Genomic DNA, 20,602 nt, shown 5'->3' on the forward strand with positions numbered 1-20,602 from the left:
TATAACCTAAACACATTCAATGATTTATAAAATAGCCCCAATTTTATTATTTCTGTTTTCGACATTTAGTTCAAACGAAGTAAAACCTACAGAGCCAAAATTAGTAGCCTCAACAACAAAAATAAGTTTCGCATCAAAGGCCGAAACACTTTACAATAATTTAAATTCCAACAATCTTTCATTACCAAAATTAGAAAGCTTTACTAAAGCTTTAGAAGGTTTTTATGACTTGAAAGAAAAAGGAAAAATCAAAAGAGATATCTTGACATTGGTTGATTTTAGTCTTTCTTCAAATACCAAAAGAATGTGGATTATTGATTTGACTACAAATACAATCCTGTACAACTCTTTAGTAGCTCACGGAAGAAATACGGGTGATGAATTTGCAAAAGCATTTTCAAACCAACCTGAATCGTATAAAAGCAGTCTAGGTTTTTATGCAACAGGTGAAGTATATCAAGGAAAACACGGACTTTCTTTAAAATTGGATGGCCTTGAAAAAGGTGTGAATGATAAAGCAAGAGAAAGAGCAGTTGTGATTCACGGAGCAGATTATGTAGCAGAATCGTTTATCAAACAAAACAAACGTTTAGGAAGAAGTCTTGGTTGTCCTGCAATTCCAGTTGGAATGACAAAGGAAATCATCAATACGATTAAAGATAAATCATGTCTTTATATCTACCACCCTTCGGCTAACAAAAAAGGATTAGGAAGGTTGGTTTCATAATTAAGTAGATTTCGAAGACATTTTGGATCTTCATACCAATACGAAACGGCACTTTTTCTGAATTAGAAAGTGCCGTTTTTTGTTTTATTATTCTCAATTTTTTCAAGACAGGCCTAAATCAAGCTGTTTTTAGTGCTTTTTGGCTACATCTCATGAATGATTTTCGAGCTATTGGATGTTCAAAAGCTACAATAACCAATACATATTAGATGATTTTGAAAAATATTTTTATTTTTTTTGATCCGATAACTTTTTAATTGTAAATGAATTATGCTCTCAAAGTCATTTTTTAAAGGTAAATCCAATAATTTTTTTTCAAAAAAGCTTGCAACTAAAAAAACTTATTGCTTATATTTGCACCGTTGATAAGCGGAAGTAGCTCAGTTGGTAGAGCTCCAGCCTTCCAAGCTGGTTGTCGCGAGTTCGAGCCTCGTCTTCCGCTCAAAAGCCTCAAATGAAAATTTGAGGCTTTTTTTATGCTTAAAATTGAAGGTTTCCTAAAAAACTCAAATCAGTTCCGGTTGCTATTTCCTCGGGAATTTGATTTTGCTTGAAAAGTCGGGCGGTCAATGTTCCTTTCAAAATAATCTTTTCACCTTTTACATCCAGCCAACTTCCTTCTCGCAAGCCCAAAACAGGAATGCTGTTGAATTGATGAAATTCCTGAATTCTGGTTTCGCGGGTTTCTCCCATGTGGGTTGAATTCGTATCAGGATCCAAATAATGCGGATTCAAATTGAACGGAATCATTCCCAAGGTTTGAAAGCTTGGAGGATAAACAATGGGCATGTCATTGGTGGTTTGCATCGAAAGCCCGGTGATATTACTTCCGGCACTGGTTCCAAGATAGGGAATTCCGTTTTTTAAGGCTTCCGCCAAAACTGTCATAACCTTGAATTTATAGAGTTGTGCAACCAAAAGAAAGGTGTTTCCGCCACCTGTAAAAATGCCTTCGGCCTGGTTAATGGCGTGTTCAGGATTTTCAAATTCGTGCAATCCTTTAACATCCAGATTGATTTTGGCGAAAGCCGACTTCACTTTTTTAGTATAATCGTCATGCGAAATGCCTCCTGGTCGAGCAAACGGGATAAAGAGAATCGTGTTGCAACTTTTAAAATGAAGTTTTAATTCGGGCAGAATATATTCCAAGTATTCACCTCCATGAAGTGTCGAAGTACTGGCAATAATAAGGTTTTTCATAATTGGGCAGAAATTTGGTTAAAGATAAAAATCTTAAATGTGTATCTAATCGAATTTATATATTTTTTAATTAACATAAATTTACAAGTGCGTTAATAATTAATTTGGAAGGGTTTAGGATACTTTTACTGCAAACAATTTTATAGTAGATTCTTCCACATGAAAAGATTCCTGATCGCTTTTATTTTTTTTCTGATTATTGTGCCAAATAGCTGGTCACAAGAAACAGCGCGAAAACTCTTGAATGGGAAAATACTAGTTGATTTGTATGATTTGGAAGATATTGATGTGATCAATGTTCAAACCGAAAAATTCAAAAGAACTCAAACGGGTGGTTATTTTACGGTTGAAGCAAAGGAAGGCGATACTTTGATGTTTTCGGGAACGAATATCAAAGGTTTGAAGATGTTGATTTGTGAAGAAGATTTGGAGAAGGATTTGTTGTTCGTGAAACTCGAAACCGTTGCCAAGGAATTGAGCGAAGTTGTAGTAGTTAATTACAATCACATCAATTCGGTTTCACTTGGAATTGTTTCTGCCAATCAAAAAAAATATACACCAGCCGAGCGAAAATTGAAAGCAGCGAGTAAAGGATTTTTATCGGTAGATCCGGTTTTGAACTTTTTTTCTGGCAAAACTGCAAAGTTAAAACGAGATGTTGCAACCGAAAAAAAAGAAGCATGGCTGAAATTAATCGAAGAACTTTTTGAAGATGTTGTTTTAATCAATAGGCTTGAAATTCCAGCGGATTATATCAAAGGATTTCAATATTTTTTAGTCGAAAATAAAAGATTTGTAGAGTTGGTTGAAGGAAATGATACCACACTTCGAGATTTTGTTTTGACTCAACTGGCAATTAAATATAAAAAAATGATGGCCAATGAAGAATAATTTTACGCTACCTATTTTTTTATTGTTGTTCACAAATTTCGTTTTTTCTCAAGACGAAAAGCTCCTTCATGGCAAAATTGTTGTCGAAGATGCCACTCCAAAAGGTGTCCTGATTCTGAATTTATCCAACGAAAAAGAAACAATTTCAGATAGTCTCGGTTACTTTTCAATTCTTGCAAAACCTGAAGATTTGATCGTTTTTTCGGCTAATCATTTGGATTATATGCGAAAAATAATTGAAGCTGAAGATTTTGAATCTGGGGTTTTAGTTATTAAAATGACTTCCAAAATCAATCAGCTTGATGAAGTGGAAGTTGTGGATCATTCACATTTGAATGCTGAAAGTCTCGGAATTACAAATGGCGTCAAAACCTATACTCCAGCCGAAAGAAGATTGAAAACAGCAGGCGATTTCAAACCGATACATTTGTTGAGTATTTTAGGGGGTTCGATGCCTTTTGACCCAGTGTTGAATGCTATTAATGGTCGGACCAAAAGATTGAAAAAAGAAATCAAAACGGAAAGGAAACTGCAGTATCTGTCTCAACTCGAAGAAATGTATGCAGCAGAATATTTTACGGAAAAACTAAAAATCAATGCTGATTTTGTGGATAGTTTTAAATATTATCTGATTGAAAATGATGCATTTGTTGCTGTTTTGGATAAAAGCAATGAATCGCAAATCGCGTTTGTCATGAGCCAACTTTCGGTAGATTATAATAATTTAATTTCAAATGAAAAGTAGTAGTATTCTCTTTTTTTTGGTGTTTGTCGTGCACATTGCTTTTTCACAAGAAGGCAAAAATATCAGCGGAAAAATTATAGTGAAAGATGCAATGGTCAATGATATTCATGTGATTAATCTAACAAAAGACAAAGAAACCATAACAAACAATCAAGGAGAATTTACTATCTTAGTAAGCCCTGATGATTTGTTGGTCTTTTCGGCAGGACATTTGGACTATATGCGAAAGATAGTTGAGCAAGAGGATTATGAAAAAGGTGTCTTGGTAATAGAAATGACCTCCAAAATCAATGCATTAGACGAAGTTGAAGTTAAAAATTATTCGAATATAAATGCTGTAGCTTTAGGGATTTTGTCAAAACCAGCAAAGGAATATACTCCAGCTGAAAGAAGATTGTTTGGAGCAACAAGCTCTCCAATTGACGCTCTGATTAACTTAATCTCAGGAAGAACCAAGATGCTTGAAAAAGGTGTCGAAATAGAAAAAAGAGAATTTTTATTGGAACAGTTGGAGGGATTATATTCGGATGAGTTTTATCTGAAAAATTTAAATATCGAAAAAGAAAACATTAAAGGCTTTCATTATTTTCTTGTAGAAGATAACCGATTTGCAGCAGCTTTGCAATCAAAAGATAAAACATTGGCTTCATTTCTATTGATAGAAATTGCTGCAAAATACAATTCGATAAATGAGAAATAGAATCCTTTTCGCTTTCATTTTGATTTGTCAGATAACTTTTGGTCAGGAACCAAAGCTTATCAAAGGTAAAGTTGTGGTGAAAGATGCAACGGCTGGGGGTGTCAAGGTTGTGAATCTGGTTAGTGAAAAGGAAGTAATGACCAATAGCAAAGGTGAATTTAGCATTTGGATCCAACCCGAAGATTTGCTGGTTTTTTCGGCAGTTCATTTGGATTTTATGCGAAAATTTATTGAAGTTGAAGATTATAATTCGGATCTTTTGATAATTGAAATGACATCTAAAATCAATGAGCTGGAAGAAGTTGAGGTTCGAGTTTTTTCGAATATAAACGCTGTGAGTCTTGGAATTTTATCCCGACCTGCAAAAGTGTATACTCCTGCCGAAAGAAGACTACAAACCGCCACAGGATTATATCCTACGGCAAACGTTGGAACGATGATGGGAGGATCGATTGGTTTAGATCCACTTTTCAATTGGATGTCGGGAAGAACGGCAATGTTGAAGAAAGAAGTTGAAGTGGAGCAAAAAGAGTTTCTTCTAAGCAAACTCAATACTTTATTTGAAGAAAGTTATTACACCGAAAAATTAAAAATAGAGAAAGAAGCCATCAAATCTTTTCAATATTATATCATTTATAATGAACGATTTATAGAAGCCCTTAATTCCAAAAACAAATTCTTGGCAACCTTCCTGATTGGCGGACTTGCACAGGAATATAAAAAAAAATCAAATGAAAAATAGTACACTTACCATCGTTTTATTGTTTATGACCCAGTTATTTTTTGCACAACAGCTACCGCGAGAAATTCTGGATGGTCAAATCATTGCTGATTCTATTAGTGTAGAAGGAATCATGATTACCAATAAAACCACCAATAGATATGCTGTTTCCGACAATGAGGGTCATTTTACTTTATATGCCAGGGAAAAAGATACGTTGGTGTTTTCCAGCATGAATTATTCTTCAAGATCGGTTGTTCTCGATGCTTCGGATATGAAAATGAAGGTGTTAAAGATCAAATTGGAAAGCCATATTACTCAATTGGATGAAGTAATAATTGATCCAAATTCGTTGACTGGTGATTTGGAAAAAGATGCTAAAAATATAAAAGTCACGCAGTTGGATATGGCTGTAAACATGAAAGATGCATTGGTTCAAGAGTTTGAGGCTGATGACAAAACTTCAGTAACCAATACCGCTATTCGTGGGGCAGGACATGTTGAGACGCTTTATCAGCCTGATTTAATCAAGATTGTAAAAATGTTCGGTTTATTCAAAGGAAAAAAAACAGAAAAGAAAGCAGAATATACTTCTACCAAAATATTTCCAGAAGCGGTTCAGGAAAAACTGCCGGAAACTTTTTTCAGAGATACATTGAAACTCAAGAAAGACGAGATTGGACTCTTTCTGGCTTTTTGCGAAAATGATCCAAAAGCACAAGGGCTTCTTTATGCCAACAAAGAATTTGAATTGATCGATTTTTTAATTTCTAAAAAACCCGAATATATCAAGTCGCTCGAAAAGAAATAGTATTTTTGAAGCATGAAAAGTAAAGGATTCCTACTGTTTTTGATGGTTTTATTATTGAGTTTGTCCTCTTTTGGGGTGCACAAATTCTATGTTTCCATTTATCAGATCAATTTTGTTTCAGATAAAAAAAGGGTTGAAATAACTTCCCGAATTTTTATGGACGATTTGAATGTTGTACTTGAAAAAAACTTCAAAAAAAGAGCCAATATTGGGGAAACATCTGAAAATGAAGAAGACCTGAAGATGTTGAAAAAATACCTTGAAGATAATTTTACTATCAAAATAAACGGAAAAGCAAAGCCAATTCAGTTTTTGAGCAAGGAAATTGATAATAATGTGGTGGTTAGTTACCTTAGAATAAATGAAGTTTCAAAGATTAGTTCGATCGAAATCGAAAATAAAGTACTACTTGATTTGAATTCTGATCAGCAAAATATCATCCAAACTAATATTAACGGCAAAAAGAAAAGTATGATGTTTGAAGGTGAAAATTATTCAGATATCTTAAAGTTTTAGAATTTTCACTAAAAATAAGTACTTTTAGCCTTTTGCATTTTTTTAGGCATCAATTTTAGTTATATGAAAAAATATATTTCCCTGATTTTTATCCTAGTTTTTCAATTTTCAAATGCACAGCAAAATGATACTGAAAAACAAAATTCCGAAGTCAATGTCGATAAATTTCGCCAGATGTATGATCTTTTGGCGACACCAAATATGTATCGAACGGCTTCGGGAGCTCCAGGTCCAGAATATTATCAGCAACAAGCCGATTATAAGATGGATATCGAGCTGGACGATAAAAATGCACGATTGAGTGGTGTGGAAACCATTACCTATCATAACAATGCCAAAGAACAATTGGATTACTTGTGGTTGCAATTGGATCAAAATTCACACAATCCGAATTCGGTTACCAAAAAGAAAAGCAGCAATAAAGTAGATCCTGCTATAAGTGTTCAAGGGTTTTCAAAAAATTATTTAGAAGAAAAATTTCAAGGCGGTTTCAATATCGAATTCGTAAAAGATGTCAACGGAAAAGCGTTACCGTATGTGATTAACGAAACCATGATGCGAATCGATTTGCCAAAACCTTTGTTGCATGGCGAGAAAATTTCGTTTTCTATAAAATGGTGGTACAACATCAATAACTATATGGTTGATGGAGGGCGTTCTGGATATGAGCGTTTTGAAGATGGAAATAATTTATATGTTTTGGCTCAGTTTTTTCCTAGAATGGCAGTTTATAATGACGTTCAAGGTTGGCAAAACATGCAATTTTGGGGAAGTGGCGAATTTGCTTTAGCGTTTGGAAATTATGAAGTAAATATCACGGTTCCAGCCGATCACATCATGGAAGCGACAGGAGTTTTGCAAAACAGAAATGAAGTTTTTACACCAGAACAACTGAAAAGATTGGCTCAAGCCGAAAAATCGTATGACAATCCTGTGATAATCGTTACTCAAGCCGAAGCTGAAAAAGCCGAGAAATCATTCTCTGATAAAAAGAAAACTTGGAAATTCAAGGCCGAAAATGTGCGTGATTTTGGAATTTCAACTTCTAGAAAATTCATTTATGATGCCATGGCGGTAAAACTTGGTGGAAAAGATGTTTTGGCGGCATCACTTTATCCAAAAGAAGGAAATCCATTATGGGAAGAATATTCTACAAGAGTTGTGGCTCATACGCTAAGGAGCTATTCAAAATATACATTTGATTATCCTTATCCAAAAGCGGTTTCTGTAAATGCACAGGATCAAGGAATGGAATATCCTATGATTTGCTGGAATTTTGGACGACCAGAAAAAGACGGTACTATTCCAGATGGTACAAAATATGGAATGATTGGTGTGATTATTCACGAAGTGGGACACAATTATTTCCCGATGATTGTCAATTCTGATGAACGTCAATGGACTTGGATGGACGAAGGATTGAACACTTTTTTGCAATATCTTGCTGAAACCGAATTTCAAGCCGATTATCCATTTCGAAGAGGTCCGGCGAGATTGATCGTTCCTTATATGAGTGGTGATCAGTCTGGCTTGGAGCCTATTATGACCAATTCAGAAAGTATCCGTCAATTTGGAAGTAATGCTTATGCAAAACCTGCAACAGGACTCAATATGTTACGAGAAGTGATTATGGGGCATGAATTATTTGATCATGCTTTTAAAACCTATGCCAATCGATGGAAATTCAAACATCCAACACCTGAGGATTTTTTCCGAACGATGGAAGATGCTTCGGCAGTAGATTTGGATTGGTTTTGGAGAGGCTGGTTTTATACGACAGATGTGAATGACATTGGCATAAAAGAAGTGAAAAGTTTCGTTGTAACGGATAAAGCTCCTGAAGGATTGAAAGTGGAGCAGCCTTCGAGACGAAGAAGGTTTAATTTGACAGGAAAAATGGTGTATTTGGTAGAAGATAGCAATCATGGAAAAACCAAAGCCTTGAAAGTTGAAGATGTTAAAACCCTTGACGAATATTTGAAGTCCAATTTTACCGAAGAAGAAAGAAGCAAGCTAAAAGCTCCAAAGTATTTTTATCAAGTAGCATTTGATAAGCCTGGAGGATTGGTGATGCCTTTGTTGGTCGAACTTACATTCGAAGATGGAACAACGGAAAACCATTCGTTTCCAGCACAAATTTGGCGCATGAATGACAAGGAAGTACACCGTATTTTTGCAACAGAAAAGAAAATTTCAAAAATTGTTATCGATCCAAAACTATTGACTGCTGATATTGATACCACAAATAATAGTTGGCCAAACGAAACAACGAAGTCAAAATTTGACTAATGTTATTTCATTTAAATAGGAAAATCTTAAGATAATTGGCAAAGCCTAAAACCAAATTTTAGTTAACTTTGCACTCTCAAAAAGAAGCAAAATGTTTGGAATAGGCGGTTCAGAAATATTTTTTATTATTATAGTTGTCGTGATGCTTTTTGGTGCTGATAAAGTACCAGAAATCGCTAGGACTCTAGGTAAAGGAATGGCCCAGCTGAAAAATGCAACAAACGATATTAAAAGTGAAATCCAGAGAAGTGCCGAAGATAGCGGTTTAGACAGGAAAACCTTGACGGGTGGATTTACCGAAGAAATTGATAATGTAAAGCAAGGATTTAATAAGATGGTTGGTGAAAACACGCCAGAGAATCCGTTAAATATCAGTTCTATTACTGGTGATATTGAATCTGAGATCAGCAAAGCCAAGGAAAATATCGAAGACATGACGGGACCTATCAAAAGACAGCGATAATGTTAGACTATTTAATAGAACTTGATCGTAATCTTTTTGTTTGCCTAAATGGATTGGGCTCTGAAAGATGGGATGCTTTTTTTCTCCATATTACAAAACAACTCAATTGGTGGCCTTATTTTTTACTGCTTATTTTTTTACTCCTAAAAAAAATAACCCCTAAACAATTCTTATTATTGGTTTTGGTTTTGGCAGCCTTTTTTGTTTTCACAGATCAAATGACCAACTTGGTCAAAAATACTGTCGAACGTTTCCGACCCGTAAATGATCCAGGTTTAAAAGATATGATTCGTGTTGTGAAATCGAGCAGTAGTTGGAGCTTTTTCTCAGGGCATGCTTCCAATTCTAGCGGTTCAACCTTAATTTTATTTTTAATTTTAAGAAAATACTATAAATACGCCTTTTTAATGTTTCTTTTCCCACTTCTTTTTGCCTATACCCGAATTTATTTGGGATTGCATTTTCCGGGTGATATTCTGGCAGGTTATGCCTTCGGATTGATGAGTGGATTTGGATTTTACAAACTATTCTGCTATTTGCATACAAAATACAACTTGACCGACCGATAAACAAAACAAAAATGCTTTCAATTAGAAAGCGTTTTGTTTTTTTATAGCACCCGACTAACAGTCAATCCATCTCTAATTGGTAACAAGACGGTTTCGACTCTAGGGTCTTCTTTTAATTTTTTATTATATTCCAATAAAACATTTGTACTTAAGTCTTTAGGGTTTGGTGTCTCCAAAACTTTCCCGCTCCACAACACATTATCGGATAAAATAATACCGGCCTTGTTCATTTTAGGAAGAATGATTTCAAAATAGGTAAGGTAATTTTCCTTGTCGGCATCCACAAAAACCAAATCATATTTTTTATCTAAAGTTGGAATAATCTCAGTGGCATCTCCCAAATGCTGAAAGATTTGGCTTTTCCAATCAGATAAATCAAAATATTTTTTCTGAAAATCCATCAATTCTTCGTTGATGTCGATTGTATCAACGGTTCCATTTTTCTGCATTCCTTCACAAAGGCATAAAGTAGCATAACCGGTATAAGTGCCAATTTCTAAAATATTTACAGGTCGTATTAATTTTGAAAGCATACTCAAAACACGTCCTTGAAAATGACCGCTCAGCATTCGTGGTAATAAAATTTTCTGATGTGTTTCACGATTCAAGGCAGATAAAAGTGCGGGTTCGTTTTCAGAATGATTGGAAACGTAGTCTTCTAATTCTTGGGATATAAAATGCATTTCTTCCTTTTTTTGCAAAGATAAAGAATGGAAGGATTATAATTTCATATCTGATATTTTTTTATATTTTTACAAAAATTAATTAATTTGTTACATAATGAAATTTAAGATTACCATTTTCTGTATTCTAATCTCCTTTTTAGAAATGCATGCACAGGTTACTAATGAAGGAAAGCCAGTAAGTTGGAGTTTGGAGTATAAACAAAAATTAGCTCCGATAGTACTTCCAGAAATTGATTTAAAAACATTACAGGCCGAAGATGCAATAAACGACCAGCGAAAAGATTTGCCTTGGCGTTTTGGACAAGAAATCATTGTAGATTATAACCTAGGGAATTCAGGACAATGGACCACATTGGACAATGGCGATAGAATTTGGAGAATCCGTTTTCAATCGAAAGGTGCAAAAACGATGAACTTTATCTTTAGCGATTTTTATATGCCCGAAGGAGCAACACTATATCTTTATAATAGTACACATACGGATTTGTTAGGAGCCTATGATGCAAAACAAAATAATGATCAAAGGGTTTTAGGAACATGGTTGGTAAACGGAGCTGATATTTGGCTGGAATATTTCGAACCAAAAGCTCAACTAGATAAAGGGAAACTGGAAATTTTTAAAGTAGTTCATGGTTATAGAACATCTGACGAAAATCTAAAAGCTGTTGATGATGATCTGAATTCGGCTGGAAAATGCAACTACGATGTCGATTGTGTAATGGGAAGCATTGATTCCATGAAAAACATCAACAAAAAATCGGTTGGTTTAATGATAACCAATAACAATAGTTTTTGTACGGGAGCCTTGATCAACAATACCAGTAACGATGGAACTCCTTATTTTTTGACTGCAAATCATTGCTATTCTAATCCTGCAACTTGGTCGTTCCGATTCAAGTGGATCAGTCCCAACCCAGTTTGTGCTCAAAATTTGCAAAGTACCAACACGACGGGGTATTTAACCATCAGTGGTGCAACTTTAAAGGCAAAACGTTATGAGTCGGATTTTTGTCTGGTTCAAATAAACAATGCAATTCCGTCCACTTGGGATGTGAAATGGGCCGGTTGGGATAGAAGTACAACTGCACCACCATCGGTTTTTGGGATTCACCATCCTGCTGGAGCGATTATGAAAGTGTGTTTAGATAACGGAGCTCCATCTTCGTTTAATGATAACGGAAACTACTGGCAGGTAAACGATTGGACTCAAGGTGTTACTGAAGGAGGTTCGTCAGGTTCTCCACTTTTTAACCATCAAGGTAGAATTATTGGACAATTATGGAGAGGTTCGGCAGCTTGTAGCGGAATTGTGGATAATGGTGGGTCAGATGATTATGGGAGATTCAATACGTCTTGGAATACAGGAACAACAGCAGCATCAAGATTAAAAGATTGGCTGGATCCTACAAACACTAATTTGATGACTACAGATGTCTATCCTCCAGATGTGGTGTATGCCGTAAATGCAAAAGCTTCAATTGTTGGAATTACTGCCCCATTGTGTAGTGCTCAAATTACGCCTTCGATAAAAATAACGAATAATGGTTCCAGTGTTTTAACATCGGCTACACTAAAATACAATTTGAATACCAATCCCCAAACCACAATCAACTGGACTGGTAACCTGTTACAAGGACAAAGTGCAGATGTTGCAGTTGGAACTTTAACAGTTGCAAATGGCGAAAATACTTTCAATGCTACCGTTGAAAGTCCAAACGGAACAGTTGACGGATTTCCAAGCGACAATACAACTTTATTTAATTTTAGTACAGTGACAACATACGAAACCACTCAAGTAGTTTTTCAGTTGAATACTGATGATTATGGTGATGAAACATCTTGGGACGTAAAAGATGCTAATGATGTTGTCGTTGCTTCTGGCGGAAATTATCCTAATGAAACTACCATAAACCAAACAATTGATTTGCCAGCTGATGGCTGCTACACTTTTACGATTAATGATGATGCCGCTGACGGAATTTGTTGTGATTATGGTTTCGGAAGTTATTCACTAAAAACGACAGATAATGTCATCATTATCCAAGGAGGTGATTTCGGAAGTGGGGAATCCATAACCTTTGGAGCTTCTGAAAACCTTTCTACAGATGATTTTGCTTCTGCAAATTTCTTAAAAGTATATCCAAATCCATCAAACGGAATTTTCAATTTGAAATTTGATACAACTGTGGATTTTCAATTTGAAGTGTATAATCTATTAGGACAAACCATCAAAAAAGGAAGCTCAAATAGCAACCAGCATCAAATTGATTTATCTGGTAATGCAGAAGGCGTTTACCTTTTAAAAGTAACCGATGTGGTTTCAAACAAAACCAAGAATTTCAAACTTATAAAAGAATAATACAAAAAGGGAGCATTTTAGCTCCCTTTTTTTATGCAAAACAATTTCAGTACTTTTGCACCATGCAAATCGAGAAAAAGGACATCAGGGCATTATCAAAAGACCAATTGCGTGAATTTTTTGTTTCCAATGGAGACAAAGCCTTTCGCGGTAATCAGGTCTATGAATGGCTTTGGAGCAAAGGAGCTCATCAATTTGATGACATGACCAATGTAGCAAAACCAACACGCCAGATGCTCGAAGAACATTTTGTCATTAACCACATCAAGGTCGACCAAATGCAACGAAGCGAGGACGGAACTGTGAAAAACGCCGTTCGCCTTCACGACGGTCTTGTGGTAGAATCCGTTCTGATTCCAACCGCAACCCGAACAACGGCTTGTGTTTCGAGCCAAGTAGGTTGCAGTCTCGATTGCAATTTTTGTGCAACCGCACGATTAAAAAGAATGCGAAACCTTGGTCCAGACGAAATCTATGACCAAGTTGTAGCCATCGATCGTGAAAGCCGTTTGTACCACAACCATCCCTTGTCCAACATCGTTTTTATGGGAATGGGCGAACCGTTGATGAACTACAATAACGTGCTCAAAGCCATCGAAATGATTACTTCGCCAGAAGGTTTGGGGATGTCACCAAAGCGCATCATGGTTTCAACATCAGGAGTGCCAAAAATGATTAAAAAGTTGGCAGACGATGAAGTAAAATTCAAACTTGCCGTTTCCCTTCATTCCGCAATCGACGAAATTCGTTCTCGAATCATGCCGTTCAGCAAGAATTTTCCACTGGCCGATTTACGCGAAGCATTAGAATATTGGTATAGAAAAACCAAAAGCAAGGTTTCCTATGAATATGTGGTTTGGAAAGGCATTAACGACAACAAGGAATCCATCGATGCACTCGTGAAATTCTGTAAATATGTTCCCTGCAAGGTCAACCTGATCGAATACAACCCCATCGACGATGGCGAGTTCCAGCAAGCTTCAGAGGAATCTATAAATGCCTACATTAAAGCACTCGAAGCCACCGGAATCGTAGTAAAAGTACGTCGTAGCCGTGGAAAAGACATCGATGCCGCATGTGGACAATTGGCTAATAAAGAAGCATAGTTTTTTAGGAGCAAATCGTTAGGGCATTTTCATCCCGAAGCTTCGGGACATTTTCCCGCTTTTCGTTCCCAATCTTTTCTTTTTTTTAAGAAAAAAAAGAAAAGGATTTCCAATTCTCCCGAAGCTTCGGGACGGGGCTAGGGAAAAATCTTTAGGCATTCTTTAAACTTTCACGCTAATCACAGCCCAAATCTTTTAATCCTTCAATCTTTAAATCTTTTAATTTTAAAATCAATAGCCGTATATTTGCCATCAATGAAAATTACCGAGCAAATAAAACAGCCCATTCAAAAGGAAATGGAACTTTTCGAAAAGAAGTTCCAAGATTCCATGACTTCAAAAGTGGCTTTGCTCAACCGCATCACCTATTATATTGTCAACCGAAAAGGAAAACAAATGCGACCGATGTTTGTTTTTCTAACCGCCAAAATGCTTTCGGGCGGAACGGTAAACGAGCGAACCTATCGTGGTGCTTCGGTAATTGAATTGATTCATACTGCAACTTTGGTTCACGACGATGTGGTGGACGATTCCAATAGAAGAAGAGGTTTTTTTTCCATCAATGCGCTTTGGAAAAACAAGATTGCCGTCCTCGTTGGCGATTATCTGCTTTCTAAAGGGTTATTGCTTTCCATTGACAATGGCGATTTCGATTTGTTAAAGATCATTTCCGTAGCCGTTCGCGAAATGAGTGAAGGCGAATTACTTCAGATAGAAAAAGCACGCCGTCTGGACATTACCGAAGACGTCTACTACGAAATCATCCGACAAAAAACCGCTACCTTAATTGCTGCTTGTTGTGCTCTTGGTGCTAAATCGGTAATTGAAGATGAGGTTCAGGTAGAGAATATGCGAAAATTTGGCGAACTAATCGGAATGGCTTTTCAAATCAAGGATGATTTGTTCGATTATACAGATGATGCCATCGGAAAGCCAACAGGAATCGATATCAAGGAACAAAAAATGACCTTGCCTTTGATTCATGTTCTCAACAACTGCACAAAAAAGGAAAAGGATTGGCTTATCAATTCGATCAAAAATCATAACAAGGATAAAAAAAGGGTGAAGGAAGTTATTGCATTTGTAAAAAACAATAACGGACTTTCGTATGCCGAAGATAAAATGGTAGAATTCCAACAGGAAGCCTTATCTCTAATCGAAAATTATCCAGATTCTCCATACAAAGATGCTTTGACCTTGATGGTCAACTACGTTATCGAAAGAAAAAAATAATTTTTTTATCGCTGTAAAGTATTGATTTTGCTGAATTAAAATATTTTTTAGCACTTTTTTTAATTCTTTATGCAACCATTTTTCAACCCTTCTCGTCTATGTAATAGAAGTCGGTTAGAAACAGGATTTCAATCAAAAACAAAACAAAAACAAAGTTGAAGGTAATTAATTTACATCAGGACGAAAAGGATTTGATCCGACAGGCTGCCGAAAACAACAGGCACGCTCAGCATCAAATATATTCTAAATTTTCGCCTAAAATGTTAAGCGTTTGCCGTCAATATATAAAAGATGTTCATCAGGCAGAAGATATTATGATTACTGCTTTTATGAAAGTTTTTACCAACCTGAAGAATTTTGAAAGCAAAGGAAGTTTCGAAGGTTGGATTAGAAGAATTATGGTGAATGAAAGCATATCTTTTATCCGAGCCCAAAAAAGAGTAAGCTTTCTGGAAGACGAATATTATAAGGAAGAAAGTTTCAACAACATCGAAAGCAATTTTTCTGTAGAAGATATTCAATCGTTGATAGATAGTTTGCCAGATGGCTATAAGATGATTTTCAACCTTTATGCCATCGAAGGTTATAAGCACAAGGAAATCGCCGAGATGTTAGGGATTAATGAGGGAACATCAAAATCACAGTTATCGCATGCTAGGAAAATGTTGCAGGAACAGATTAACAAGTTAAAGAATTATGACAATGGAACCGAATAATAATATATATAACCAGTTTAGAGAAAAGCTAAACAGCAGGGAAATCAAGCCTTCTGAAAACGCCTGGGACCGTCTTGATGCAATGCTTGCGGTTGCCGACTCGAACAATACTGTTGAGGAGAAGAAAAAATCAAAAAGAGGTTTCAGTTGGATGCACATCGCGGCAAGCTTTCTTGGATTTATATTAATTGTTACAGTTTTTTTAAGTCAAACAGAAGAATTGATTGATGTTGAAAAAGCACCAATAGTAAACGAAACAACCATAATTCCTTCTGAAGAGGAAGTCGTTAAAACGGAGACAATCACTCCGAAAGAAGAACAAACTGTAGCAAAAACAGAAAACAAATTAAGTAAAAAGCATAAAAACTCAATCATCAATCAAAATTCAATCAATCAAAACCAAACTGTTGTACGTCATCAAGATGAAATTGTTGAAAAGCAGCAACAAATAGCGGATAATGGACAACTGACAACTGAAACCTCACCACAAAAATCTGACTATGCCAATGTTGACGAGCTTTTGGCGGCAGTTAAGAAAAACAAGAAAGACAAGCTTTTTCAAGACAAGGCTACTGTTAGAGTAAATTCAAGCGATTTGCTTTCGCAAGTAGATGGTGAGTTGGAGCTTTCTTTCAGGCAAAAAGTAATCAAATCGGTAACTAAAAATTATCAAGAAGTAAAAGTGGCACTAACCACACGAAACCAAGAATAAATCATCAATCATTTTAAAACAAAACTATCATGAGAAATTTAACCATTTACTTAGCAGTATCGGCATGCCTTTTAGTAACTAAAGTGTCTGCCCAAGAAACCTTCGACGAAAGAGTTAGAGACATTGCTAAAAAAATTGAACTTGTAACCAAAGAAGAAAAAGCGTTGCTTAAAAAAGAAGTTGACGAGGTAAACAAGGAAGTAGAAGCTGGAAAATTAACCTATAAAGAAGGAGATGCAAAGAAATTGCAATTGGCCGAAATCAGATCGAACAATATTGAAACAAAAGTAGCTCAATATGAATCTGAATTAAAAGAGATTGTACAACAAAAAGTAGATGGAAAAATAAAAGACCCTGATACTATTAAAAAATTTAGATTTGTTTGGCGATCTGATAGTTGGAAAAAGGATGTGCGAAAAAGGGATTCGATACAAAATATAACTTCTGAAAGAAGAACCACTTCACAATTCGTTTTTGCAGCAGGTGTCAATAATCTCGTAACCGATGGAGCTGTTGCCAATTCAGATTTTAGATATTGGGGATCCCATTTTTATGAGTGGGGAACTACATGGAACACACGTTTGGCAAAAAATAGCAACCTTTTGCATCTGAAATATGGTTTTTCTTTTCAGTATAACAACCTTCGTGCTACAGATAATCGATTGTTTGTAGACAATGGAACAACAACTGATCTTGAAACTTCTCCTGTAAATATGAAAGATTCTCGTTTTCGTAATTTAAATCTTGTAGTTCCGGTTCATTTAGAATTTGATTTCAGCAAAAAAATAGAACACGACGGGAAACCTGTTTTCAGATCTCATAAAAGTGTTCGCTTTGGAATTGGAGGTTATGCAGGTGTGAATGTAAAATCGAAACAAATCATCAAATATGATATTGATGGCTATAAAACCAAGGAAGTAACCAAAGGGAGTTTCAATGTCAATGATTTTGTTTACGGAGTCAGTACTTACATCGGATATAAAGAAACCAGTTTGTATCTAAAATACGATTTGAGTCCTTTATTTAAAGACAATGCCATCGACCAAAATAATATTTCTTTAGGAATTCGTTTCGACTTAAATTAAAAGTTTGATTAGTTATTAGTTTATAATGCAAGAGTGCTTCTTTCCGGAGGCACTTTTTTTGTTTTGCAGACGGATTTTTGTTGATTGATTTAGGAAAACATATTGAAAAAAAATCTTTTATTGAGAGAAAGCCTTCTGTTATTCGCTTTGGAGGTAAACCATTTTTCAAAAAGGTTCCCAAGAGGTTTGTCGGCTTCCGCCAAGCAAATTTGAACGCTCCAAGGCCTTGGTTGAGTTCCGCCATGCGAATTTAGACTTTTCAAGGGGTTTGTCGGCTTCCGCCAATCGAATTTGAATTTTTCAACTCCTTGATTTGCTTCCCGACAGTTAATGGATAACAGCAAACCTCTTGAGTGAGCCTTTATTATTTTATAGACCCAAAAACTTTGTATCTTTGAGCCTCTCAACTATTGAATTTTTTCTGCAAAAGTGATATCCAAAAATACCATAGATACTGTTTTCGAAACCGCCCGAGTAGAGGAGGTTATCGGCGATTTCGTTCAGCTCAAAAGAGCTGGAAGTAATTTTAAAGGATTGAGTCCGTTCTCTAACGAGCGTTCTCCGTCGTTTATGGTATCGCCTGTAAAGCAGATCTGGAAGGATTTTAGTTCTGGAAAAGGAGGGAATTCCATCGCCTTTTTGATGGAGCACGAACATTTTACCTATCCGGAAGCCATTCGCTATCTGGCAAAAAAATACAACATCGAAATTGAAGAAACCGAACAGACGGAAGCCGAAAAAGCCAATGTTGATTTGAAGGAAAGTATGTTTCTGGTTTCTGAATTTGCCCAGAAATATTTTCACGACACGCTTTTGCATTCAGATGAAGGCAAGGCCATCGGTCTTTCGTATTTCAAGGAAAGAGGATTTTCTAACGAAACCATCAAGAAATTTGGGTTGGGATATTCGCCAGAATCTTGGGATGCTTTTTCTAAAGAAGCTCTTGGGAAAGGCTATAAATTGGAGTTCCTTGAAAGCACGGGATTGACGATTGTAAAAGACGATCAGAAATTATTAGATCGTTTTCGTGCAAGAGTAATGTTCCCGATACAAAGTATGTCGGGACGAACATTGGGTTTTGGTGGTAGGATTTTGACAAATGATAAAAAGGCTGCAAAATACCTGAACTCGCCCGAAAGCGATATTTATCATAAGAGCAAGGTTTTGTACGGAATTTATCAAGCCAAGCAAGCCATAGCCAAGCAAAACAATTGTTTTTTGGTTGAGGGTTATACTGATGTAATTCAGTTCAACCAGGCCGGAATAGAGAATGTAGTAGCTTCTTCTGGAACGGCCCTGACGCCAGATCAGATTCGATTGATTAATAGATTGACCAAAAATATTACCGTGTTGTTTGATGGCGATGCTGCCGGACTTCGGGCTTCCATCCGTGGAATCGATTTGATTTTGGAGGAAGGAATGAATGTAAAAGTCTGTACTTTTCCTGAGGGAGACGACCCAGATAGTTTTGCCAGAAAAACATCCTACGAAGATTTAGTAGCTTATTTGGAGACCAATGCAAAGGATTTTATCCAATTCAAAGCTTCTCTCTTGATGGATGATGCCAAGAATGACCCGGTAAAAAAAGCCGATTTGATTCGGGAAATTGTCGTAAGTATTTCGAAGATTCCAGATCGAATTCAAAGGGAAATATACATTCAGGAATGTTCTAGGATTATGGATATTTCAGAGCAGGTTTTGGTGAGCACCCTTGCTCAACTCGTTCAGAAAGACATAACTGAAACTGGAAAGAAGCTGAAGCAAGAGCAAAAGGCATTTGACGTCATTAAGTCTGAAGATGAGGCTGTCACTCCAGAAAAAGTAGATATTCTTTATGGTTTAGAACGAAAAATAATCGAAATTTTGTTGCTCTACGGAAATGTTGAGGATGAATTTGAAGATGTTTTGATGAGGGCAAACGAAGAAGGTGATATTGAAACCGTTACCGAAAAGAAGAATTATAAGGTTTATCAAAGAATTTATTTGAGCCTTCAGGAAGATGAGGTAGAGCTTGCCAATCCGCTATTTAGAGAAATTTATAACGACCTTATTAATTATTTTCATCAAGCCGAAAACTTCAATATGGAGCATTACTTGATGCAACTCAACCAAGATTTTGCCCAGGAAGTAACTGATATTTTGATGGAAGATGAAAAAGTAGCGCTTCATAATTGGGAAGCCCAGAACATTATCGTAAAACAAAAAAACCAGTCCATAAGTCAGTATGTTTCTGAAACAATACTGACGTTACGATGGTTTTTAGTGGATAAAATAATCGAAGAATTAAAAGGAGAAATATCGCCAGAACCTAGTGCTGATAATTCTGAAATCCTTTCAACGGCTATGGATTATTATAAATTAATTAATTCTTTTTCTTCTAAATTAGGAAGAGTAATGTCTCGTTATCACTAAACGATATCCAATGTTTTGGCTTTGTTTACCAAATCAACAAGATTCGTTACATTCAATTTATTGAGCAATCTCAATTTGTAGGTACTGATTGTTTTTTCGTTTAATCCAAGAATTTCTGATATTTCGTGGTTCTTTTTACCAGCACTCAAATACCTTAAAACTTCCAATTCTCTTGTAGATAGTTTTCTGTAAAGGCGTTCGCTTTTATGAAGTTTGGCTGCCATAGCGATATTTCTTTTTACCAATTCGCTAAAAACAACTTCGCCTTTTGAAGCATTGATAATTGCTGACTCTAAGCTTTCTAAGCTTTCCGTTTTGTGAATAAATCCAGCAACTCCTGTTTTCAAGAGATTTGGAGCATACATGGTTTCAGAAAGATTGGTGAAAATAAGTATCTTGGTTTTAGGATGATCTTTAACCATCGCTTTAATAACGTTCACACTTTTTAGACCTTCAAGTTCTAAATCTAGAACTAAGACATCAACATCCTTGTTTTTCAAAGTACTTAAAACTTCGGAAAAATCATTGCTTTCTCCTGAGATACTTACATCAGAATGATTTTTAAAATACGATTTAATTCCAAATCGAACTACAGGTTGATTATCTGCTATAATTACTTTAATCATAATAATAAATTTAAGAAACGTTAATCAATTTGGGC

20 protein-coding genes and 1 tRNA gene are annotated in these 20,602 nt (G+C 35.8%); 18 read left to right on the forward strand and 3 right to left on the reverse strand.

The features are described 5' to 3' along the window. Positions 1-19: 19 nt before the first annotated feature. Together G508_RS0103430 and G508_RS0103435 are read left to right on the forward strand one after the other, a co-directional pair. Positions 20-727 carry a murein L,D-transpeptidase catalytic domain family protein gene (locus G508_RS0103430; RefSeq protein ID WP_026704011.1) on the forward strand — a complete coding sequence of 236 codons (708 nt, stop codon included), beginning with the start codon at positions 20-22 and terminating at the stop codon, positions 725-727. Positions 728-1,096: 369 nt separating this feature from the next. Next, a tRNA-Gly gene (locus G508_RS0103435) sits at positions 1,097-1,169 on the forward strand. 38 nt (positions 1,170-1,207) lie between these two features. Here G508_RS0103435 and pepE read toward each other — a convergent pair. Next, positions 1,208-1,927, reverse strand: coding sequence for a dipeptidase PepE (gene pepE / locus G508_RS0103440; RefSeq protein ID WP_026704012.1), 720 nt, complete (start codon positions 1,925-1,927; stop codon positions 1,208-1,210). A 159-nt stretch (positions 1,928-2,086) separates the two neighbouring features. Between pepE and G508_RS0103445 the strand changes: the two genes are divergently transcribed. The 9 genes from G508_RS0103445 (at position 2,087) to G508_RS0103485 (ending at position 9,632) form a co-directional block, all read left to right on the forward strand. Then, the gene (locus G508_RS0103445) at positions 2,087-2,818 is read left to right on the forward strand and encodes a hypothetical protein (RefSeq protein ID WP_026704013.1); all 732 of its coding nucleotides are present in this window, start codon (positions 2,087-2,089) and stop codon (positions 2,816-2,818) included. Next, positions 2,808-3,563 (forward strand): hypothetical protein, encoded by a 756-nt coding sequence (locus G508_RS19420; protein ID WP_051197426.1) that lies wholly within the window; start codon positions 2,808-2,810, stop codon positions 3,561-3,563. The genes G508_RS0103445 and G508_RS19420 overlap by 11 nt, the downstream gene beginning before the upstream one ends. Next, entirely contained in the window at positions 3,553-4,263 is a 711-nt protein-coding gene (locus G508_RS0103455) for a hypothetical protein (RefSeq protein ID WP_026704014.1), read from the forward strand. The genes G508_RS19420 and G508_RS0103455 overlap by 11 nt, the downstream gene beginning before the upstream one ends. Next, positions 4,253-5,005, forward strand: a complete 753-nt coding sequence (locus tag G508_RS0103460) for a peptidase associated/transthyretin-like domain-containing protein (protein WP_026704015.1) — start codon at positions 4,253-4,255, stop codon at positions 5,003-5,005. Before G508_RS0103455 ends, G508_RS0103460 begins: the two co-directional genes overlap by 11 nt. Next, positions 4,995-5,795 (forward strand): carboxypeptidase-like regulatory domain-containing protein, encoded by an 801-nt coding sequence (locus tag G508_RS19425; protein WP_051197428.1) that lies wholly within the window; start codon positions 4,995-4,997, stop codon positions 5,793-5,795. Before G508_RS0103460 ends, G508_RS19425 begins: the two co-directional genes overlap by 11 nt. 12 nt (positions 5,796-5,807) lie before the next feature. Then, positions 5,808-6,311: a DUF6702 family protein gene (locus tag G508_RS0103470; RefSeq protein ID WP_026704016.1), complete on the forward strand. Its 504-nt coding sequence runs from the start codon at positions 5,808-5,810 to the stop codon at positions 6,309-6,311. A gap of 63 nt (positions 6,312-6,374) precedes the next feature. Beyond that, on the forward strand, positions 6,375-8,600 hold the full coding sequence (locus tag G508_RS0103475) for a M1 family metallopeptidase (RefSeq protein ID WP_026704017.1): 2,226 nt from the start codon (positions 6,375-6,377) through the stop codon (positions 8,598-8,600). A 91-nt stretch (positions 8,601-8,691) separates the two neighbouring features. Next, positions 8,692-9,063 (forward strand): Sec-independent protein translocase subunit TatA/TatB, encoded by a 372-nt coding sequence (locus G508_RS0103480; RefSeq protein ID WP_026704018.1) that lies wholly within the window; start codon positions 8,692-8,694, stop codon positions 9,061-9,063. Beyond that, positions 9,063-9,632 (forward strand): phosphatase PAP2 family protein, encoded by a 570-nt coding sequence (locus G508_RS0103485; RefSeq protein WP_026704019.1) that lies wholly within the window; start codon positions 9,063-9,065, stop codon positions 9,630-9,632. The genes G508_RS0103480 and G508_RS0103485 overlap by 1 nt, the downstream gene beginning before the upstream one ends. Before the next feature lie 41 nt (positions 9,633-9,673). Here the strand turns inward: G508_RS0103485 and G508_RS0103490 are convergent, their stop codons facing one another. Next, positions 9,674-10,315: an O-methyltransferase gene (locus G508_RS0103490; protein ID WP_026704020.1), complete on the reverse strand. Its 642-nt coding sequence runs from the start codon at positions 10,313-10,315 to the stop codon at positions 9,674-9,676. A 97-nt stretch (positions 10,316-10,412) separates the two neighbouring features. Between G508_RS0103490 and G508_RS0103495 the strand changes: the two genes are divergently transcribed. From G508_RS0103495 to dnaG, 7 genes are all read left to right on the forward strand, one after another. Further along, the gene (locus G508_RS0103495; RefSeq protein WP_026704021.1) at positions 10,413-12,677 is read left to right on the forward strand and encodes a T9SS type A sorting domain-containing protein; all 2,265 of its coding nucleotides are present in this window, start codon (positions 10,413-10,415) and stop codon (positions 12,675-12,677) included. A 62-nt stretch (positions 12,678-12,739) separates the two neighbouring features. After that, positions 12,740-13,783 (forward strand): 23S rRNA (adenine(2503)-C(2))-methyltransferase RlmN, encoded by a 1,044-nt coding sequence (gene rlmN / locus G508_RS0103500; RefSeq protein ID WP_026704022.1) that lies wholly within the window; start codon positions 12,740-12,742, stop codon positions 13,781-13,783. A 255-nt stretch (positions 13,784-14,038) separates the two neighbouring features. Then, a complete protein-coding gene (locus G508_RS0103510) occupies positions 14,039-15,016 on the forward strand; it encodes a polyprenyl synthetase family protein (RefSeq protein WP_026704023.1) in 978 nt (325 codons plus the stop codon). 155 nt (positions 15,017-15,171) lie between these two features. Continuing rightward, positions 15,172-15,732 (forward strand): RNA polymerase sigma factor, encoded by a 561-nt coding sequence (locus G508_RS0103515; protein ID WP_026704024.1) that lies wholly within the window; start codon positions 15,172-15,174, stop codon positions 15,730-15,732. Continuing rightward, complete coding sequence (locus G508_RS0103520) at positions 15,719-16,444, forward strand: hypothetical protein (RefSeq protein WP_026704025.1); 726 nt, start codon at positions 15,719-15,721, stop codon at positions 16,442-16,444. The genes G508_RS0103515 and G508_RS0103520 overlap by 14 nt, the downstream gene beginning before the upstream one ends. 29 nt (positions 16,445-16,473) lie before the next feature. Then, positions 16,474-17,529: a V-type proton ATPase subunit G gene (locus G508_RS0103525; protein WP_026704026.1), complete on the forward strand. Its 1,056-nt coding sequence runs from the start codon at positions 16,474-16,476 to the stop codon at positions 17,527-17,529. 429 nt (positions 17,530-17,958) lie between these two features. After that, positions 17,959-19,941, forward strand: coding sequence for a DNA primase (dnaG, locus tag G508_RS0103535; protein ID WP_026704027.1), 1,983 nt, complete (start codon positions 17,959-17,961; stop codon positions 19,939-19,941). On the opposite strand, the gene G508_RS0103540 is transcribed toward dnaG, so the two are convergent. Then, positions 19,938-20,567, reverse strand: a complete 630-nt coding sequence (locus G508_RS0103540) for a response regulator transcription factor (protein ID WP_026704028.1) — start codon at positions 20,565-20,567, stop codon at positions 19,938-19,940. The genes dnaG and G508_RS0103540 overlap by 4 nt on opposite strands. Between the last annotated feature and the right edge of the window lie 35 nt (positions 20,568-20,602).

The organism is Flavobacterium soli DSM 19725, from assembly GCF_000422705.1.
GTDB classification, from domain to species: domain Bacteria; phylum Bacteroidota; class Bacteroidia; order Flavobacteriales; family Flavobacteriaceae; genus Flavobacterium; species Flavobacterium soli.

Excerpts from the sequence above, each read along its gene's own strand:
- G508_RS0103430 (WP_026704011.1), top strand. The coding sequence starts at position 20 with ATGATTTATAAAATAGCCCCAATTTTATTATTTCTGTTTTCGACATTT.
- pepE (WP_026704012.1), bottom strand. The coding sequence starts at position 1,927 with ATGAAAAACCTTATTATTGCCAGTACTTCGACACTTCATGGAGGTGAA.
- G508_RS0103445 (WP_026704013.1), top strand. The coding sequence starts at position 2,087 with ATGAAAAGATTCCTGATCGCTTTTATTTTTTTTCTGATTATTGTGCCA.
- G508_RS19420 (WP_051197426.1), top strand. The coding sequence starts at position 2,808 with ATGAAGAATAATTTTACGCTACCTATTTTTTTATTGTTGTTCACAAAT.
- G508_RS0103455 (WP_026704014.1), top strand. The coding sequence starts at position 3,553 with ATGAAAAGTAGTAGTATTCTCTTTTTTTTGGTGTTTGTCGTGCACATT.
- G508_RS0103460 (WP_026704015.1), top strand. The coding sequence starts at position 4,253 with ATGAGAAATAGAATCCTTTTCGCTTTCATTTTGATTTGTCAGATAACT.
- G508_RS19425 (WP_051197428.1), top strand. The coding sequence starts at position 4,995 with ATGAAAAATAGTACACTTACCATCGTTTTATTGTTTATGACCCAGTTA.
- G508_RS0103470 (WP_026704016.1), top strand. The coding sequence starts at position 5,808 with ATGAAAAGTAAAGGATTCCTACTGTTTTTGATGGTTTTATTATTGAGT.
- G508_RS0103475 (WP_026704017.1), top strand. The coding sequence starts at position 6,375 with ATGAAAAAATATATTTCCCTGATTTTTATCCTAGTTTTTCAATTTTCA.
- G508_RS0103480 (WP_026704018.1), top strand. The coding sequence starts at position 8,692 with ATGTTTGGAATAGGCGGTTCAGAAATATTTTTTATTATTATAGTTGTC.
- G508_RS0103485 (WP_026704019.1), top strand. The coding sequence starts at position 9,063 with ATGTTAGACTATTTAATAGAACTTGATCGTAATCTTTTTGTTTGCCTA.
- G508_RS0103490 (WP_026704020.1), bottom strand. The coding sequence starts at position 10,315 with ATGCATTTTATATCCCAAGAATTAGAAGACTACGTTTCCAATCATTCT.
- G508_RS0103495 (WP_026704021.1), top strand. The coding sequence starts at position 10,413 with ATGAAATTTAAGATTACCATTTTCTGTATTCTAATCTCCTTTTTAGAA.
- rlmN (WP_026704022.1), top strand. The coding sequence starts at position 12,740 with ATGCAAATCGAGAAAAAGGACATCAGGGCATTATCAAAAGACCAATTG.
- G508_RS0103510 (WP_026704023.1), top strand. The coding sequence starts at position 14,039 with ATGAAAATTACCGAGCAAATAAAACAGCCCATTCAAAAGGAAATGGAA.
- G508_RS0103520 (WP_026704025.1), top strand. The coding sequence starts at position 15,719 with ATGGAACCGAATAATAATATATATAACCAGTTTAGAGAAAAGCTAAAC.
- G508_RS0103525 (WP_026704026.1), top strand. The coding sequence starts at position 16,474 with ATGAGAAATTTAACCATTTACTTAGCAGTATCGGCATGCCTTTTAGTA.
- G508_RS0103540 (WP_026704028.1), bottom strand. The coding sequence starts at position 20,567 with ATGATTAAAGTAATTATAGCAGATAATCAACCTGTAGTTCGATTTGGA.